Source organism: Bradyrhizobium sp. NAS96.2 (genome assembly GCF_001908235.1).
Classification (GTDB): domain Bacteria; phylum Pseudomonadota; class Alphaproteobacteria; order Rhizobiales; family Xanthobacteraceae; genus Bradyrhizobium.
The window spans coordinates 19,322-37,330 of sequence record NZ_LGHK01000037.1 but is presented as its reverse complement, the minus strand read 5'-3'; the positions used below and the strand labels follow the sequence as shown (position 1 = coordinate 37,330).

At 64.6% G+C, this 18,009-nt stretch carries 16 protein-coding genes and 1 pseudogene; 9 read left to right on the top strand and 8 right to left on the bottom strand.

Translation table 11 applies throughout. The features are described from left to right. Window positions 1–188: 188 nt before the first annotated feature. On the top strand, window positions 189–821 hold the full coding sequence (locus AC628_RS10065) for a DapH/DapD/GlmU-related protein (protein WP_074126689.1): 633 nt from the start codon (window positions 189–191) through the stop codon (window positions 819–821). Window positions 822–887: 66 nt separating this feature from the next. Then, window positions 888–1,414, top strand: a pseudogene (locus tag AC628_RS45200) (REP-associated tyrosine transposase). A gap of 30 nt (window positions 1,415–1,444) precedes the next feature. On the opposite strand, the gene AC628_RS10055 reads toward AC628_RS45200, so the two are convergent. Next, entirely contained in the window at window positions 1,445–3,067 is a 1,623-nt protein-coding gene (locus AC628_RS10055) for an ABC-F family ATP-binding cassette domain-containing protein (protein WP_074126688.1), read from the bottom strand. Window positions 3,068–3,228: 161 nt separating this feature from the next. Between AC628_RS10055 and AC628_RS10050 the strand changes: the two genes are divergently transcribed. After that, the gene (locus AC628_RS10050; protein ID WP_074126687.1) at window positions 3,229–3,672 is read left to right on the top strand and encodes a DMT family transporter; all 444 of its coding nucleotides are present in this window, start codon (window positions 3,229–3,231) and stop codon (window positions 3,670–3,672) included. A gap of 15 nt (window positions 3,673–3,687) precedes the next feature. Here AC628_RS10050 and AC628_RS10045 read toward each other — a convergent pair whose 3' ends face one another. Then, window positions 3,688–4,392 carry a GrlR family regulatory protein gene (locus AC628_RS10045; protein WP_074126734.1) on the bottom strand — a complete coding sequence of 235 codons (705 nt, stop codon included), beginning with the start codon at window positions 4,390–4,392 and terminating at the stop codon, window positions 3,688–3,690. Window positions 4,393–4,680: 288 nt separating this feature from the next. Between AC628_RS10045 and AC628_RS10040 the strand changes: the two genes are divergently transcribed. The 4 genes from AC628_RS10040 to AC628_RS10025 all read left to right on the top strand — a co-directional run bounded on the left by AC628_RS10040 (window position 4,681) and on the right by AC628_RS10025 (window position 9,839). Continuing rightward, entirely contained in the window at window positions 4,681–5,772 is a 1,092-nt protein-coding gene (locus AC628_RS10040) for a hypothetical protein (RefSeq protein ID WP_074126733.1), read from the top strand. Window positions 5,773–5,914: 142 nt separating this feature from the next. Beyond that, window positions 5,915–8,689 carry a xanthine dehydrogenase family protein molybdopterin-binding subunit gene (locus AC628_RS10035; RefSeq protein WP_074126731.1) on the top strand — a complete coding sequence of 925 codons (2,775 nt, stop codon included), beginning with the start codon at window positions 5,915–5,917 and terminating at the stop codon, window positions 8,687–8,689. After that, the gene (locus tag AC628_RS10030) at window positions 8,686–9,210 is read left to right on the top strand and encodes a (2Fe-2S)-binding protein (protein ID WP_074126686.1); all 525 of its coding nucleotides are present in this window, start codon (window positions 8,686–8,688) and stop codon (window positions 9,208–9,210) included. Before AC628_RS10035 ends, AC628_RS10030 begins: the two co-directional genes overlap by 4 nt. An 11-nt stretch (window positions 9,211–9,221) precedes the next feature. After that, complete coding sequence (locus tag AC628_RS10025) at window positions 9,222–9,839, top strand: Isoquinoline 1-oxidoreductase subunit (RefSeq protein WP_074126732.1); 618 nt, start codon at window positions 9,222–9,224, stop codon at window positions 9,837–9,839. Between the two features lie 14 nt (window positions 9,840–9,853). Here the strand turns inward: AC628_RS10025 and AC628_RS10020 are convergent, their stop codons facing one another. Further along, complete coding sequence (locus AC628_RS10020; RefSeq protein WP_074126685.1) at window positions 9,854–11,527, bottom strand: amidohydrolase; 1,674 nt, start codon at window positions 11,525–11,527, stop codon at window positions 9,854–9,856. Between the two features lie 175 nt (window positions 11,528–11,702). Here AC628_RS10020 and AC628_RS10015 point away from each other — a divergent pair, with 175 nt between their 5' ends. Next, complete coding sequence (locus tag AC628_RS10015) at window positions 11,703–13,385, top strand: winged helix-turn-helix domain-containing tetratricopeptide repeat protein (protein ID WP_143201521.1); 1,683 nt, start codon at window positions 11,703–11,705, stop codon at window positions 13,383–13,385. 169 nt (window positions 13,386–13,554) lie between these two features. Here the strand turns inward: AC628_RS10015 and AC628_RS42725 are convergent, their stop codons facing one another. From AC628_RS42725 to AC628_RS09995, 5 genes are all read right to left on the bottom strand, one after another. Beyond that, window positions 13,555–13,704 (bottom strand): hypothetical protein, encoded by a 150-nt coding sequence (locus AC628_RS42725; protein WP_016843021.1) that lies wholly within the window; start codon window positions 13,702–13,704, stop codon window positions 13,555–13,557. 55 nt (window positions 13,705–13,759) lie between these two features. Continuing rightward, window positions 13,760–14,578: a tetratricopeptide repeat protein gene (locus AC628_RS10010; RefSeq protein WP_074126683.1), complete on the bottom strand. Its 819-nt coding sequence runs from the start codon at window positions 14,576–14,578 to the stop codon at window positions 13,760–13,762. Window positions 14,579–14,610: 32 nt separating this feature from the next. Then, entirely contained in the window at window positions 14,611–15,297 is a 687-nt protein-coding gene (locus AC628_RS10005; protein ID WP_074126682.1) for a substrate-binding domain-containing protein, read from the bottom strand. A gap of 5 nt (window positions 15,298–15,302) precedes the next feature. After that, window positions 15,303–16,007: a hypothetical protein gene (locus AC628_RS10000; RefSeq protein ID WP_074126681.1), complete on the bottom strand. Its 705-nt coding sequence runs from the start codon at window positions 16,005–16,007 to the stop codon at window positions 15,303–15,305. A 227-nt stretch (window positions 16,008–16,234) separates the two neighbouring features. Beyond that, the gene (locus tag AC628_RS09995; RefSeq protein WP_050425030.1) at window positions 16,235–17,269 is read right to left on the bottom strand and encodes a glutamine synthetase beta-grasp domain-containing protein; all 1,035 of its coding nucleotides are present in this window, start codon (window positions 17,267–17,269) and stop codon (window positions 16,235–16,237) included. 539 nt (window positions 17,270–17,808) lie between these two features. Here AC628_RS09995 and AC628_RS09990 point away from each other — a divergent pair. Then, complete coding sequence (locus tag AC628_RS09990) at window positions 17,809–18,009, top strand: DUF2735 domain-containing protein (RefSeq protein ID WP_050425031.1); 201 nt, start codon at window positions 17,809–17,811, stop codon at window positions 18,007–18,009.

Genomic DNA, 18,009 nt, shown 5'->3' with positions numbered 1-18,009 from the left:
TGGAGCGTAGCGGCCGGCGCCTGGCCTCACAAGCGGAGCACCGCGCAGCGTGCCATGCGGCTTTGCATCGCTGGTGCAGGCCCGTCGTGCGGCAACTCATCCGAAATGCCGGGCGCCCTCTCCTCCTGTCATCTCGCCGTGATAGACAGCGCGCCGCTACAACATCTCACCGCATCGAGGACAACGCTATGACCGAACCGAACCCGACCCGCCCCAAGCTTGCCGAAACCGTCATCGAGCCGACGGTCAAGCTGCGGGAAGTGAAGGTCGGGCGTTGCTGCGAAGTCCTCGGCGACACCGCGATTGAATACACCGAGCTCGGCGACTACTCCTATCTCGGCAGCGGCTGCATCGTCGCCGACGCCGTGATCGGCCGGTTCTGCGCGATCGCGGCGCAAGTGCGGATCGGCGCGCCGAACCATCCGGTCGAGCGCCCGTCGCAGCATCGCTTCACTTACTGCCCCGAATATTACTCGCCCTCCGCCGAGCGCGATCACGGCTTCTTCAGCGATCGGCGCGCGGACCGCGTCGTGATCGGCAACGACGTCTGGATCGGCCATGGCGTGATCGTGCTGCCCGGCGTCACCGTCGGAGACGGCGCGGTGCTGGCGGCCGGTGCGGTCGTTTCGCGCGATGTCGCGCCCTACACCATCGTCGGCGGCGTGCCGGCCCGGCCGATCAAGGAGCGCTTCAGCCGCAAGATCGCAGCCGAGCTGTCGCAGATCGCCTGGTGGAACTGGCCGCCCGAGACCATCTGGGAGCGCCTGCCGGAGTTTCAGTCCGGCGACGTCGAGGCGTTTTGCGCGCGGTGGAGAGCTTGAGCGCGGCTCCTGTTGCAAGTCCGTAGCCCGGATGAAGCGAAGCGAAATCCGGGGTATGCTGTCCGCATGGTGCGATATCGACGCAACTTCATGCCCGGCGGCACGTTCTTCTTCACGCTTGCGTTGGAAGATCGGACATCGTCTCTACTGGTCGAGCACATCGGACTGCTACGCGCAGCATTTCGTACAACGCGCGCCAAGAAGCCTTTCACCGTTGATGCCATCGTTATCTTGCCTGACCACCTGCATACGGTGATGACTCTACCATCCGGCGACGCCGACTTTCGGATCGATGGCGGCAGATCAAGAGTTACTTCACGCGTGCTGTTGTTGCCACCGGCGCGCCGCTCTCAGCGAACGACCGCGGGGAATACCCGCTCTGGCAGAGACGATTTTGGGAACACACCATCCGCGACCTTGAGCGTTGCATCGATTATATCCACTATAATCCGGCCAAACACCGGCTGGTTTCGTCACCCGCCGACTGGCGACATGGCTCTCTTCACCGATTTATCCGGGATGGGATACTGCCGGCAGATTGGGGCGGCAGCGGAGCCACGGGTGCCGACGACTTTGGCGAGCGGAAGGACTGACCCGGATTTCGCTTCGCTCCATCCGGGCTACTAGCTCCGCAAGCCCGGCGCTTCCTGGCCGGTGCGCGCGACATATTCGGTGTAGCCGCCGCCATATTGGTGGATGCCGTCAGGCGTCAGCTCCAGCACGCGGTTGGAGAGCGCCGCGAGGAAGTGGCGGTCATGCGAGACGAACAACATGGTGCCCTCGAACTCGGAGAGCGCATTGATCAGCATCTCCTTGGTGGCGAGATCGAGATGGTTGGTCGGCTCGTCCAGCACCAGGAAGTTCGGCGGATCGAACAGCATCTTGGCCATCACGAGCCGCGCCTTCTCGCCGCCCGAGAGCACGCGGCACTTCTTCTCGACGTCATCGCCGGAGAAGCCGAAGCAGCCGGCGAGCGCGCGCAGCGAGCCCTGCCCGGCCTGCGGAAACGCGTCCTCCAGCGACTGGAACACGGTGCGCTCGCCGTCGAGCAGGTCCATCGCGTGCTGGGCGAAATAGCCCATCTTGACGCTGCCGCCGATCGCGACCGCGCCGTCGTCGGGCTCGGTTGAACCGGCGACCAGCTTCAAGAGCGTCGACTTGCCGGCACCGTTGATGCCCATCACGCACCAGCGCTCGCGGCGACGGATCATGAAGTCGAGCCCGTCATAGATGCGCTTGCTGCCGTAAGCCTTGTGCACGTTCTTCAGGCTGACGACGTCCTCGCCCGAGCGCGGCGCCGGCTGGAATTCGAATGCCACGGTCTGGCGCCGCCGCGGCGGCTCGACCCGCTCGATCTTGTCGAGCTTCTTGACCCGGCTCTGCACCTGGGCGGCATGCGAAGCGCGCGCCTTGAAGCGCTCGATGAACTTGATCTCCTTGGCGAGCATCGCCTGCTGCCGCTCGAACTGCGCCTGCTGCTGCTTGTCGGAGAGCGCGCGCTGTTGTTCGTAGAACTCGTAATTGCCGGAATAGGTGGTGAGCTGGCCGGCGTCGATCTCGACCACCTTGTTGATGATGCGGTTGATGAACTCGCGGTCATGCGAGGTCATCAGCAGCGCGCCTTCATAGCCCTTCAGGAATTGCTCGAGCCAGATCAGGCTTTCCAAATCGAGATGGTTGCTCGGCTCGTCGAGCAGCATGACATCGGGCCGCATCAAGAGGATGCGCGCCAGCGCCACGCGCATCTTCCAGCCGCCGGAGAGCTTGCCGACGTCACCGTCCATCATCTCCTGGCTGAAGCCGAGACCGGCCAGCGCCTCGCGCGCGCGGCCGTCGAGCGCGTAGCCGTCGAGCTCTTCGAACTGGTGCTGCACTTCGCCATAGCGCGCGATGATGTCGTCCATCTCGTCGGCCTTGTCGGGGTCGGCCATTGCGGCCTCGAGTTCCCGGAGCTCGGCCGCCACCACGCTGACCGGCCCCGCCCCGTCCATCACCTCGGCGACCGCGCTGCGGCCGGACATTTCGCCGACATCCTGGCTGAAATAGCCGATCGAGATGCCGCGATCGAGCGAGACCTGGCCCTCATCGGGGATTTCGCGGCCCGAGATCATGCGGAACAGGGTGGTTTTTCCGGCGCCGTTGGGGCCGACAAGGCCGATCTTCTCGCCCTTCTGGAGCGCCGCGGAGGCTTCAATGAAGAGGATCTGGTGGCCGACTTGCTTGGAGACGTTATCGAGGCGGATCATGCTCAAATACTGGGGAACTGAGGGTTTGCGGCCTCTTATTCGATCTGGGACTTGGGTGGAAGCCCATTCCGCAGGTTTCGCGCCGTGCTCCCATGCATGCCACGCTCGTTGCCAATCGAATATGACATGAAATAGTTCGGCGATCGGTTCTGGGGCATCTCATGCAAGTCTGGTTTCTCTATCTCCTCGCGCTCGGTGCCGGCATCAGCGTCGCCACCCAGCAGGTCCTGAACGGCAATTTGCGGTCAGCCCTCAACTCGCCCGCCTGGGCCGGCCTCGTCAGCTATCTCGGCGGGCTCGTGACAATGGCGGTCGTGCTGGTCGCGACACGGGAGCCGGTGCCGTCCTGGAAACTGGTGACGGCCGTGCCCTGGTGGGCCTGGAGCGGCGGCATCCTCGGCGGCGTGTTCATCCTGCTGATGATCCTGCTGCTGCCGTCGCTCGGCGCCGCAACCCTGCTGGCGCTGGTGGTCGCAGGTCAGATGATCGCAGGCATCGCGATGGACCATTTTGGCCTGTTCGGGCTGGCGCAGCATCCCGTGTCGATTTCACGACTGGCCGGCATCGCGCTGATCATCGGCGGCGTGCTCCTGATCAAGGATTGAGGAAGCTTTCCAGGTCTACGCCCGGCGCATCAAGCGCAATTCGGCTGACAGGCGAAGGCTGCGCTTTCCGGCCAGCGCGATACCTTCGAGCCCGGCGCCGTCGTCGCGGCAGGTCCCCGCGAAACCGATGCCGATCTCATAGCCGCCGAACACCGGGTATTCGCCCTTCGCCGGCGTGTGCTCCTGGTTGACGATCTCGCCCCGCCAGCGGCCATCCGCCGACGAATACGAGCCCAGATAATAGAAGAACGCGTCGCCGCCGAGAATGCGGCCGTCCATCAGCAGCATCACCCCGGTGAGGCCGGCATCGACACCGTCGAGCGCGCGGAGCTGGATCGCATAGAGCCCGTTGGCGATGCCGCCTGGCCCGACCTCCCCGCGCGGCGGCAAGGCCTCGTCGTCGAGCGGCGCCAAATTCGCCCAGAACACGCCGTCAGGCATGGCGTCCGCCTTACCCTCGAGCAAAATGGTCGAGCCCTCGGTTCGGCCGCGCACCTTGATGACGGCGACGTCGGCGCCCATCAGCGGCTTGAAGTTGGGATCGTGGTTGTGACGCTCGGTGATCACGTCGGCGATGATCTCGCCATTCCTCACCTGATAGGTGCCGAGATGAGCGAAGGCCGAATTGCCACCCATCATCTTGCCGTCGTGCAGGCACATGATGCTGCGGCCGAATGCGCCGTTGATGCCGTACTCGACCTTGTAAAGTCCGTTGAGCACGCAAAAATCCAATAGATAAAATTGATTCTGTTCGCCACATAGCACCGGGCCGAAAACTGCACCATTGGGTGTTTTGGCGCAGGCAAGCCCGGCAATGTCCGGGTGTGGACACCGGCCGATTCGTCGCTTAGCTGTAGGCGCCCGCCCGCGTTGTGCTGCGTCCCGCGGGATTTACACTCCCTGTTCACTACTCTCCAGTTCATTGCGTGCAAGCATTTGCGCATTCCGCCAATGATCGCGCGGCCGCATCCGGCCGCGACGTTGGCGCGAGGCTTCGAGGAACATCACATGATCAATCGCTTTCGCCTGGCTGCCGCGCTGGCATTGCTGCTCGGCAGCGGTGGCGCCGCGCTGGCCCAGTCGCTGCCCGACTACATGGCACCGATCTCGGGCAAGACCACGTCTACGCCGGCCGATGTCGCGACCAAGGACGTGCTCGCGCTCAACACCGGCATGTTCGAGCTCTATGGCGATGCGGCGCGGATCTTCCAGAAGAACGTGCTCGACAAGCACCCGGTGATCCTCGGCCTGTTCTCCGGTGCCGGCGGCCGCCTGATCCTGTACCGGCCGGGCAAGCCGCCGACCGAAGCGCCTCAGGTGCCGATCGTCTATCAGCTGCTGAAATCGGTCGGCCATAGCACGATGGCACTGGCCGAGGTGGTCGGCCCCTATGTCGACAATCCCGACGATAAGTCGTGGCGCGGCTCGATGCAGGCCTATCGCAGCCGGATGCAGTCGGCGCTCGACGGGCTCGACGCGACGGCGATGCAGGCCGACTGGCGCGACAACAACCGCGCCATCCTCACCAACAACATCGCCTTCATGGACGAATGCCTCGCCGCCGGCGCCATCCCGTTCGCGAAGCTCGAGGCATTCGGCAAGAAGCAGGCGCCGCTGCTCGCCAGGAACGTCGCCTGGGCCGCGCAGACCCAGGTCGCGCACTGGATGACCGTCATGGCCGACTGGAAGACCCAGCTCGGCCCTGACTGGGACAAGACCTACGGCGCGAGCAACACGATCTATGTGGCGCGGCAGAACAACGTGATCTTCAGCGTGCTGGCGCAGTTCTTCGGGCCTGACGCCATCAACAGCCGGCTGATGCTGATCGAGACGATCTCCTTCACCACCACGCCGTCGGACATGCTGGAATCGCTGACCCGGATCATCGCCGATCGCTCGGTCGGCGCGCTGTTCTTCGGCAGCTACCATTTGATGGACTATGAATTGATGGGGGGCGATGCGCGCGAGGCCATCATCGCCGAGACCAAGAAGCGCGGCATGACGCCGTTCCTGCCGCCGCTGGTGCCGTTCGGTTCCAAGCAATGGCCGACCCTGATCACGCCGGGTCCGGGACCGGCCACCATCGCCGACCTCAAGTGAGGCCAAAGCCACAAGTGAGAAGGCTACGACCTATTGCGGCATTGCCGTTGCGTTTGCTTTGCCGCAATACTTCCACGTGTACTGTACAAATTTTTAAACCCCGGCGCGATATGCCGTCGAGGTGTCGATGAAAGATCAGACCATGCGGCCTTCGCGACGTGAATTCGTGAAGTGGTTGTCGGCGGGCGGCATCTCGGTCAGCCTGTCGCATCTGGCGCTGGCGAAGGAGCCGGCTTTCGCCAGTCGCGAGACGCTTCCCGGGCGCGGCCATTTCAATCCGGCGGCCAAGGGCGCCGGCCGCGTCGACGGCGTGGCCAAGGTCACCGGCGCAAAGCTCTACGCCTCCGACTTTCGTGCCGCCGACATGCCGGGCTGGCCCGCGACCACCTCGCACGCCATCCTGGTGCGCGCCAACGACGCCACGCATGTCTATGCCGGCATGGACCTCGCCCGCCTCGATGGCGCGGCGAAGCCGTCCGTCGTCGTGACCGCAGCCGATCTCGACCGGATCGGCACAAGGGTGCCGGAGTTCTACACCGGGGACCTGTTCTGTCCGGTCGGCAAGACCCCGCTCTATCTCGGACAACCGGTCGCGCTGTTGATCTTCGAGCAGTTCGACGCCTACGACCGCGCGCGCCTGGCGCTGCGCGATGTCGGCTTCGTCAAGTTCGGCGACGAGACCGGGCCGGTGATCCTGCCGGACTTCGGCGCGTATCGCTTCACGCGCGTCGCCGGCGCGACTCCCGATGCGCCCGACGTCTATTCGCCGATCCAGGCCGGCTGGGTCTCACCGGGCCGCATCCAGAACGCGGCGCTGCCAGTCTGGCTGCCGCTCGCCAAGGAGACCAAGGCCGACTACGCCAAGTCCGCGATCCATGGCGAAGCGATCCGCGCCCAGCTCGCCAAGGACGATCCGTCGCAGCTTGTCCTCGACCGCGAATTCGAGACCCAGTCGGTCGATCCGATGTTCCTCGAACCGGAAAGCGGTCTCGCCTGGTACAGCGACAACAGCGGCAATCTCGAACTGGTGCTTGGCGTGCAGTCGCCTTATGAGGCGACCGAGTCGATCGCCTTCATGCTCGGCAAGGCCCGTCCGCCGTTCCGCCCATCGCACATCAACGCGCAGTTTGCCCATGTCGGCGGCGGCTTCGGCGGCCGCGACCACACCCCGTTCGTGCTCTACGTGGCGCTGGCGGCGATGTTCTTTCCGGGACGGCCGGTGCGGCTGGCGCACGATCGCTACCAGCAATTCCAGGGCGGCATCAAACGCCACCCGATCAAGATGCGCTCAAAGATCGGGATCGATCGCGCCAGCGGCAAGATCACGGCATTCGCCGCCGATCATGTGCTCGACGGCGGCGGGCTTGCCAACTTCTCCGCCAATGTCGCTACCGTCGCTGCGACCGCCGCGATCGGCATCTACGACATCCCGAAGGTCGACGTCACCACCGTGGCGGTGCATTCGCGCGGCGTGACCGCGGGCTCGATGCGCGGCTACGGCACGCTGCAGACCATGACTGCGCTCGAAGTCCTGATCGACGAGGTGGCCGGGGAGCTCAAGGTCGATCCGATCGCGTTCCGCCGCAACAACGCGCTGAAGCAGAACGGCCGGACCATGACCGGCAATCCCTACATCGTCTCGGTGCGCACGCCCGAAATCCTCGACAAGCTCGAGAAACATCCGATCTGGCAGCAGCGCGCCGCGTTCAAGCAACAAGCGCCGGAGGGACGGCTGGTCGGCACCGGCCTCGCCTGCGTCACCAAGGATTACGGCGCCGGCGCGGATTGCTCGCTCGGCCGCGTCGAGATCGATCAGGAGGGACGGATCGCGATCCACTGCGATCACGTCGAGATGGGCAACGGCATCGGCACCGCGCTCGCCAACCGGGTCGCGAGCCATCTCGGCGCTGTGGCCGACGAGGTCGCGGTCTCCCGGGTCGACAGTTACGACGCGCTCGGGCTCGTCACCTCGGGCGATCCCTACACGATGGATCAGAAGACCCAGGATCTCGCCGAGAAGAATCCGCGCTGGGTGCCTGCGATCAGTTCGGCGACCAGTGCGTCGATCGGCGCCCATGTCGGCACGCACTCGGCGGCCGAGGCCGCCCGCGTCATCTTCCGCTTCGGCCTGTGGCCGGCGGCGCTCGAGCTCTGGCACATTACGAAGACCGATCCCCGCGCCCGGCAATGGGACAGAGCGCGCTGGCAGGACGGCCAGCTCGTGCTCGACGAGCTCGCGCCGCTGGCATTGCCAAGGCTTGCCGCGACCGCCCATGCGCGCGGCTTCGTCACCGGCGCAGTGGCGCACAGCTTCTCGCGCTGGGCCTGGTCGCGGGCCCGCTTCCCGCTGTTCGGCGAACAGTACCGCGCCGAGATCGACGCGCTCGCGATCCGCCGCGGCCGCGGCAGGTTCGAACGGATCGACCGCGTCAGCGTCAAGTTTCCGCCGACCGACAACAACCGGATCGGCACCGCCTACACCTCGATGTGCGGCACGCTGGTGCGTGTCGAGATCGAGCGCGCGACGGGTATCCTGCGCATCGCCAAGGCCTACAGCGTGTTCGAATGCGGCCAGGCGCTGGTGCCCGAAGTCGTGCTCGGCCAGTCCCATGGCGGTTTCGCCATGGGCGTCGGCTACGCGCTGCTGGAAACCCTGCCGCCGTTCGAAGGCGGCCCCGGCAACGGGCAATGGAATCTCGGCCAGTACCTGATCGCGCGCGGCTCCGACCTGCCGCTGCACGATCTCGAGATCGAGATGCTGCCGCCGCTGACGCCGGACGAACCGCCCAAGGGCATGGCCGAGGTGGTGATGATCCCGATCGTGCCGGCGCTGCTCAATGCCATCAACGATGCCACCGGCCACCGCTTCCGCTCATTGCCGGTGACGACGAGCCTGCTCAAGGGAGCGCTTGCGTGACCACGCTCAATCTCACCATCAACGGCCAGAAGCACGGCCCGATCGAGGTCCGCGACGACCTCTCGATGAACGATTTCCTGCGCGAAATGCTCGGCATGACCGGCACCAAGTTCGGCTGCGGCGCCGCGCAGTGCCTGAGCTGCGCCGTCATCATCGATAATCCCGACGGCACGAGCTACACCACTCCGACCTGCGTGGTGCCGGCGGCGAATTTCGACGGCAAGGCAATCCGCACCGTCGAGGGTCACGCCAAGGATGGCGAGCTCTCGGCGTTGCAGCGGGCCTTCATCGACCATTTCGCGTTCCAGTGCGGCTACTGCACGGCGGGCTTCCTCAACGAGGGCCAGGTGCTGCTCGAACTGCTGGCAAGAGAGCCGGTGGCGCGGGACCAGCTCGATACCGTCATCGCGGACGCGCTCGACGGCCATCTGTGCCGCTGCACCGGCTACATCAAATATCATCAGGCGGTGCGCGACGTGATCCTTGCCGATTCCAACCGCTATTTGACCGCCAACAAGTGAGCCCGCGCGCGATGACATCGGACACGCGGTTTCGGATCATTGCAGTCGTGACGGCGCTCGCGACCAGCCTGTGTGCCGGCTATGCAGCATCGGAGAGCGCGAGCCACGCCCTCGCCTCACCGGAAAGCTTTGCCGGAATCGAGAATGTCGAGCAGCGCTCCGCAGCGATCTTCACCGAGCTCGGCAAGGTACTGACCCATCCGCGCTGCACCAATTGCCATCCCGCCGGCGACAGCCCGCGGCAGGGCGACATCAGCCGCATGCACCAGCCGCCGGTCACGCGCGGCGCCGATGGCCATGGCAGCAACGCGATGCGCTGCTCGATCTGCCACCAGCACGCCAATTTCGATCCCGGCCGCGTGCCGGGTCACCCGGAATGGCATCTTGCACCGCGCGAGATGGCGTGGGCCGGCAAGACGGTCGGCGAGATCTGCGCCCAGATCCGGGATCCCGCGCGCAACGGCGGGCGCAAGGTCGAGGCGTTGATCGAGCATATCGGCAAGGACACGCTGGTCGGCTGGGCGTGGCATCCCGGCTTCGGCCGCTCGCCGGCGCCGGGCACGCAGGCGCAGGCCGGCGCGCTGGTCGAGGCTTGGGTGAAGACCGGCGCGGCCTGCCCCGCGCCCTAGTCGCAACGTCCGAATTAGTTGGATGATGTGAACATTGCATCTGCGAAAATCACTTCGCCATCCACGATCGTCAACAGACTGGTCGTGGATGGCAGTTGCGCCGTTGGAATCGTCAAGACATCCTGGGAGAGCACAGCGACGTCCGCGGCAAAACCGGGTGCAAGCCGTCCCTTGCGCCGTTCTTCGCCTTCGGCGTACGCGCCGCCGGCGGTATAAGCCGTCAGAGCCTGTTCACGTGTCAGAGCTTCGGCGGGCTCGTTTGGGAACACCACGGCGAGCATCAAATTGAGAAAAGGATTCTGCTCCCTTGGACCGCCGTCGGAACCGAGCGCTAATGGAATGCCGGCGTCCTCAAGGCTTTTTAGCACTATACTGTGCTCATGCTCCTTCTTCCTCGCGGTAGGTGGAATTGCAAGATGGGTCGGGTTCTGGATGACGACGAGGCCAAGCCCCGCCACGCGTTCGAACACGTCACGCCCGATGCCGTCACCATGTTCTATCCGCACGCGCTTCGACCGCCAGACCGGCGCAGGCGCCAACTGCTCCATCATGCTCAGCAGGCGGTCGGTTTCGGCGTCGCCGACCACATGCAGCGCGAGCTGCGTTGGGCGCGCCAAGGCAAGTTGCAAAATTTCGCGTAGTTGCTCGTCGGAAAAGTTCGACCGCCCGTGCCATCCCGGGCGGCCATCATAGGCGGTGCGCTGGAACGAATTCTGCTCAATCGGCGTGCCGTCGAGTATCCATTTCGGTCCTTCGACACGCACCTTGGCCGGCGCTTGCCTGGCCGCGGCATCAATCACGGCCCAAGCGTCCGGAAGGCGTTGTGCCGTTGTTTGCCAAGCGCCCCACGAATAGACCGTCCACCTTTGGAGCGGCTTCGCCGCAGCGAGCGCCGCGAGCGTTATTTCTGCGGTCTTGTCGTTGTTCATCAGATGGATCGACGTGACACCCCAGCGCGCGTATCGCTTTTGCGCTTCGTCGAACGCTGCAGCCAAGCGCTCGACGGTTGGAGGACGAATGCGCGGCGTGATCGTCTCGGCTGCCTCATACGCCCGCCCGTCGAGACGGCCGCTCTCGTCCCGTCCCCACCAGCCGCCGAGGGGATCGGTGATGTCCTCGGCGATGCCGAGCCGCCGGAGGCCTTCGCTGTTGATGATGCTGGTGTGTCCCCAAAAGCCCTTCAGAAACACCGGCGTTTCCGGCGCGACGGCATCCAGCGCCTTGCGCCAGTTGCGCCGGTCGCGCGCGGCCAGCGAGCCGACATAGGCGGTAATCCAGTCCTTGTGCGTCTTCGCCGCCTGCTCCACCACGGCCAAGGCTTGCTCGGGTGTCGGACCGGGAAACGGCAGGTTCGGCATGGCTAGTGGCGGCGTCGGCAGCTCGGTTCCGAGATGGACATGCGCTTCGATCAGTCCGGGGGTGACCAGCCGGCCACCCGCATCGATGACGCGGGTCTTCGCTCCGCCCAGCGCGCGGACCTGCTCGTTGCTTCCAACCGCAAGGATGCGACCGCCCTCGATGGCGACGGCCTGTGCATAGGGCAAAGCGGGATCGGCCGTGAAAACCTTGGCATTGACGAAGAGGATTTGCGGTTCGGCGAGAGCAGCCGAGCCGACAAGCAGCATCGCAGCGATCTCCGCGCATCCCGCAAGGCGGCCAATCCGGCCGCGGATAACCGTCATCTCCATGATAATCCCTCCTCGCCTCAGTGGGCGCAGACTCTGCCGCGCGTGCGACCATTTTTGCTGTCCCAGCCCTTGCGCGTCCTGAAGGAACGCTGAAGAATTGCCGACCCAATGCTGAAGAAAGCGGATTTTGCGGCGCTCGCCGCCTAAATCGTTCCGGGAAGGGGGCAAGATCTGGATGGCGGCAGAGCGTTACCTGATCGGCGAATCGACGCTCGACCTCTCGCTCGGCCAGCTGTGCCGCAACGGAGCCGCGATGCCATTACGGCCCAAGAGCTTTGCCCTGCTGCAATATCTTGTTACCCATGCTGGCCGCCTCGTCACCAAGGACGAGTTGCTGTCGGAAATCTGGCCCGACGTCGTTGTAACCGAGGACTCGCTGACTCGTTGCGTGAGCGAGGCACGGGTCGCGCTTGGGGATACCGACCAGAAGATGATCAAGACCCTGTCAAAGCGCGGTTACGCCTATGTCGGACCGGTGACGAAGCTCGACGACGGTCCGCGCGCCTCGGCTTCTGCCGATGCATCGGCACCCGAGAAGCGTGACGTTCGAGCGCGGCGGTGGGGTCCGGCGCTGGCGGCGGTGGTCGCCATTTTCACCCTCGCCGGTGGCGCTTGGTACGGCATCCTGGGACGGCAGCAGACGAACGCCCCGCCGCGCCTGTCGCTGGTCGTGCTTCCTTTCGCCAATCTGAACGGAGATCCAGCCCAAGATTATCTCGGCGACGTCGTCACCGAAGACCTCACGACCGCGTTGTCGCGGCTACGCGGCTCGACCATCATCTCCGCCGACAGCGCACTTACCCTGAAGGGTAAGTTGGTCGACTTGAGACAAGTCGGTCGCGAATTTAGCGTGCGCTACGCCCTCGAAGGCAGCGTGCTACGCAGCGACGGATCGCTCCGCATCAGCGCAAGGCTGGTCGACACTCAAACTCTGACTACACTGTGGTCGGACCGCTTTGATGTAAATCGCGTCGATCTCCTGCGGACGCAGGATGAAATCGTCGCGCGGCTCGCCAGCGCGCTACAGGGCGAACTGATGCAGGTGGAGGCCAGTGGCTCGCCGAGCGATGCAGCATCGAATCTCGACGCCGAGGATCTGGCAATGCAATGCGAGGCTTCCACGTACCGTCTCGCCGGTGAGGTCGCGGCACCCAACTTGGAGCTATGCGAACGCGCTCTTGCTATCGACTCTCAAAACGTCCGTGCGTTGGTGCGGTTGGCAACCTATTACGGATCGCGCGTGTCGCGCGTCCAAAGCCCTGACCCCGATGCTGATCTGGGAAGGGCGGATGGGCTGGTTACGAGAGCGCTCGAGATCGACCCCGGCTATTACGCGGCCCACTGCGCCAAGGCGAACGTGTTGGCCGGAAGACACCGAGTGAGAGAGGGCATTGCCGCCGCCGAGCGCTGTCTGGCGCTGAACCCGAGTCATGTCGGCGCTTACAGGATTCTGGCCAGCTTCCACTTCTTTCTCGCTCGACCTGATAAGGTCCTCGAATATGCCGATCGCGGAATTCATCTGAGCCCACGCGATCCGGAGACGTCGATATTCCTGCTGTTCAAGGGCTGGGCCTACTTCATGATGGGCCACGACGACGAGGCCCTAGTATGGCTCCGCCGCGCGGCAGCTGCTTCTCCGGAGACTCCGATCATCCTTGCTGCTCTGACCTCACAGCTCGCTTTAGCCGGGCAAGATGCTGAGGCACGCGCGACGCTAGCGCGATATCTCGCGCTCCCGGGCACGCGGACGCGCACCGTGGCGCAGTGGGACTACGTCCCCGACGACAATCCCGCGTTCGCGCAATTCCATCAGCGATTCAGGAGCGGGCTAGGCAAGGCCGGAATGCCGGAAAGGTGAGCGCCTAGCCACACTCTACAAGGAACTAATGGACCGCGACGGGCTATGCCTAAGAACCGGATCATCGCATAACTTCAATTTCCGATTTTGGCCCATCACGACATTTGCTGCGGTTGCACAAAGGCGGTCGGTATCGGAGCGAAGCGGACATTTATGAGTACGCACCCTACTAGTGCCGCTTGAAGTACTGCACGTCGCGCTCGTGCTTCTCCGCCGCCGCGCGCGACTTGAAGGTACCGAGATTGCGGCGCTTGCCGGTCTTCGGATTGACCTTGCGGGAATACAGCCGGTACTCGCCGGAACGCAGCTTGCGGATCATGACATCGCCTCGCCAATGCCCTTCGCATGTCAACGACGTGCGCGCACGAGCGTTCCTAGAAGCAGAGGTTGGTCACGGCGTTGCCGCGTTTGTCCTTGATCACGTACGGACAGCGCGCCCGTTCCAACGCCTTCTTGGCATCCTCGTCGCCGAGCGCGGCGGCGCGCTCGTAATAGGCCTTGGCCGCATCGCTATCCTTCGGTCCGCCGCGGCCGGCCTGCGCGAACGCGCCCATCCGCTCCAGCGCACCGGGATGGTTCTGCGCTGCCGCCTTCTCGAACAGCGCCCGCGCGCCGGCATCGTCCTGCGTGCCGCCCTTGCCTTCGGCCAGCATCATGCCGAGCTGGTACTGCGCTTCGGCATTGGTCTCCGCGGATTTGGCGAGCAGTTCGCGCGCACGTGCGGGATCGGACGCCGTGCTGCCGCCGAGCGCCGCAAGGTTGCTGACGCCGCGCGCATTGCCGGCCTGCGCCGCGCGCTCGAACAATTTGCGCGCCTGCGCCTCGTCTTTGGCGACGCCGGTGCCGTTGCCATAGAGCACGCCGAGCTCGACCATCGCCGATGTCGAGCCCTTGTCGGCCGCCTTGCGCCAGGCACTTGCGGCTTCTCCGGTCTGCCGATTGGCGGCATAGGCGCGGCCGAGCTCATACATCGCACGACGCGACGACTTTGCCGCCACCGCGCAATACTTGATCGCGGTCGCGATATCCGCCGACGCGATCTCGGGCACGCCCTTCACGTCGGCCGGCTTGTCGGGATCAGAGGGATCGGCGGCGAGCCGGTCGCACAGCACGAGGTCGGCCGATTGCGCGTGGGCGAGCACGGGCGCGGCCAGCGCTGCGATGACGACAAAGACTTGGAGAGATTTGGACATGGGCGGCAGGTTGCGTCGCGGTGCAGGCAAATTCAAGGCTCGAGTCCGGTCTCACGCAGCACCGGCGCGACCTCAGGTGACCACAGATAGCGCAGCAGATGCTCGGCGGCCGCGGCGCGCTGCGAGGCCGTCATGCGGCCTGCCGAGAACACCGCCGGCGTCTGCAAATTGAGGGGAATTGGTCCAACCACCTCGATGCCGTCGACCTGCTTCAACTCGCTGATCTGCTGGATCGCAAGGTCAGCCTCGCCGGTAACGAGCTTTTCCGCGGTGAAACCCATGGGAATGATCACCGCGCGCGCGTTGATCGCCTCCGCGATGCCGAGACGCGCGATCAGCTGCGCGAACAGGATGCCGCTGGCGCCGAGCCGCGAATAGGCCACTGCCCGCGCCCCGAGCAAAGCCTCACGCAATGCGGCTTCGCTCGCGATGTCGGGATGCGCAGCCCCCGCCTTCACCGCGACGCCGACATAGGAGCGCGCGAGATTGACTGCACTGTCCCGCGCAACGCGCACCTCGCCGACCATCTCGTCGAGGCCTTCGCGGGTCAGGATCACGACATCGGCGACTTCGCCCTCGCGCAGGCGTTCGAGCAACGCCAGCGTCGGCGCAAAATCGGCATCGATCGCAACGCCGCTTGCCGCGTGGTAGGCCGCGGCGAGGCGCGCGACCGCGCCCTTCAGCGCCAGCGTCGAGAGCACCCGAACCGAATGGTCCATCCCGCTTACGCCCGTCGCATCAGCTTGAGCGCTGCGGTCAGACGGAGGCTGCGCTTGCCGGCAAGTGCAGTCGCTTCGAGCACGGCGCCCTCCGCATCGCAGGTGCCGGCGAAGCCGATACCGACCTCATGGCCGCCGAAGATCGGGTTCTCGCCCATCGCCGAGGTGTGCTCCTGGTTGAGGATCTGGCCCTTCCAGCGGCCCTTCTCGGAGGTGTAGGTGCCGAGATAGTAGAAGAACGCATCGCCGCCGAGGATGCGGCCGTTGTTCAGCAGCATCACGCCGGTGAGGCCGCCGTCGACCCCGTCGAGCACGCGGATGTCGATCGAATAGAGCCCGTCGACGATGCCGCCCTCGCCGACGCCGCCGGCGATCGGGACTTCGTCCTCGGTGATCGGCGTCATCACCGACTGGAACGGCACGCCGGGCAATTCCTTCAGCTCGCCCCTAAAACGATAGAGCTCGCCATCGGGCGCCCCCTTTGCAATGAGCGTCGCGTCATCGGTGCCGGCCATCGCGCGGTAGTTCGGATCAGGGTTGTGGCGGACGGTCTGGATCTCGACCGCAACCTCGTCACCGCGTTTTTCGTAGGTGCCGATATGGGCGAAGGCCGAGTTGCCGCCCAGCATCTTGCCGTCGCCGACATACATCACGCTGCGGCCGACGGCGCCGCCCAGTTCGAACCGGACCTTGTAAAACCCTTCAAACAAGCGCCGTGTCCCCGGCAGCCAAGATGCAATCGTTATCTAGCGCGGTTCATAACGCAGCGAAACCGCTTTCGGCGGCAAGCTGCCCGCAAACACTTTGGTTAAAAAGCAAGGGTCCGCCAAGGCAGTCGCCCTGGCGGACCCGATTGCGGTACCGGATGGCTCCATCCGGCTCCGGAAGCTGCTTAAGCCGCAGCCACTTAAGCTGCAGCCACCTAAGCTGCAGCCACCTAAGCTGCAGCCTTGGCGCCGGTCGGGACCTCGGAGATCGTCTTCAGGATCTGCGAAGCGATCTGGTAGGGGTCGCCTTGGGAGTTCGGGCGGCGGTCTTCCAGATAACCCTTGTAGCCATTGTTGACGAAGGAGTGCGGCACGCGGATCGACGCACCACGGTCAGCCACGCCATAGCTGAACTTGTTCCACGGCGCGGTCTCGTGCTTGCCGGTCAGACGCTTGTCGTTGTCCGGGCCGTAGACGGCGATGTGGTCCATCAGGTTCTTCTCGAAGGCGCCCATCAGCTTCTCGAAGTACTCCTTGCCGCCGACTTCGCGCATGTACTTGGTCGAGAAGTTGGCGTGCATGCCCGAGCCGTTCCAGTCGGTGTCGCCGAGCGGCTTGCAGTGGAATTCGATATCGATGCCGTAGCTCTCGGTGAGGCGCAGCATCAGGTAGCGAGCCATCCACATCTGGTCGGCAGCAGTCTTGGAGCCCTTGCCGAAGATCTGGAATTCCCACTGGCCCTTCGCCACTTCGGCGTTGATGCCTTCGTGGTTGATGCCGGCGGCGAGGCAGAGATTGAGATGCTCTTCCACGATCTTGCGGGCGACGCTGCCGACGTTCTTGTAGCCGACGCCGGTGTAGTACGGGCCCTGCGGAGCCGGATAGCCCTCGCCCGGGAAGCCGAGCGGACGGCCGTCCTTGTAGAAGAAGTATTCCTGCTCGAAGCCGAACCAGGCGCCGTCGTCATCCAGGATGGTGGCGCGCTTGTTGGACACGTGCGGCGTCTTGCCATCGGGCATCATGACTTCGCACATCACCAGCACGCCGTTCTCGCGCGCGGCGTCGGGATAGCAGGCGACCGGCTTCAGCACGCAGTCAGAGCTGTGGCCTTCAGCCTGCTGGGTGGACGAACCGTCAAAGCCCCACAGCGGAAGCTGTTCGAGGGTCGGGAACGACGCGAATTCCTTGATCTGCGTCTTACCGCGCAGGCTCGGCGTCGGCGTATATCCGTCGAGCCAGATATACTCCAGCTTGTACTTGGTCATTGAACCTCTCTGTTGATGATGCAAAACCGTGAGGAACCGAAAGCCAGTCGGCCGCCGCACGCGTACCCGGCCACCATCGGCCGGCTCTTACTAAGCAATTAAAATGCCAGTCGCTGCACTGCGGCACCGCCGAGCCTGCGGATGTCCACAGCGCACATCGCATTTTTAGCTGCGACAAAGCAGCGCGGCTGGCATGCGCCGCCGTCAGCCAAAATCTTCTCTCCGCCCCCTCCGCCGCCCGTTTCTGCAGCAAATTCGACTACGGCACCATCCGCCGATTAATGCCGCGGCAGCGTCATGTGACAGTCCGTGTCCAAACATCGGGTGCCTGGCAACCATTGCCTCGGCCCAAGCGTTGATCAGCCGCCCCCTGCCTCACAGGAAGCAAACCCAGATTTGCCTACTAATTATACAAAGCATGACTATTTCTTGGTCACTTGCACCCTGCCAGGCCCGGACCGATGTTGAAAGCACGGTAACCGCACACGAATGAGTCGGGCGCACCATGGAGGCTCGCACCGGCCAAAGGAGACTTTGACATGATCACCACGGGCCAAAATCAGGGATCGGCAACGATCTATCAATTCCCGGCAGGGGGCCGCGCGGCTCTCGGCGGGCGCCGCTATGGCGAAGCGCGGACGGCGCGCGATCTTGCCGCTGAAGTCGAGACCTCGGCATGCAGCGAGAGCTGGTACCACCAGGCCGCTATCGACGACGCCAAGCCGAGCCGCGATCACTGA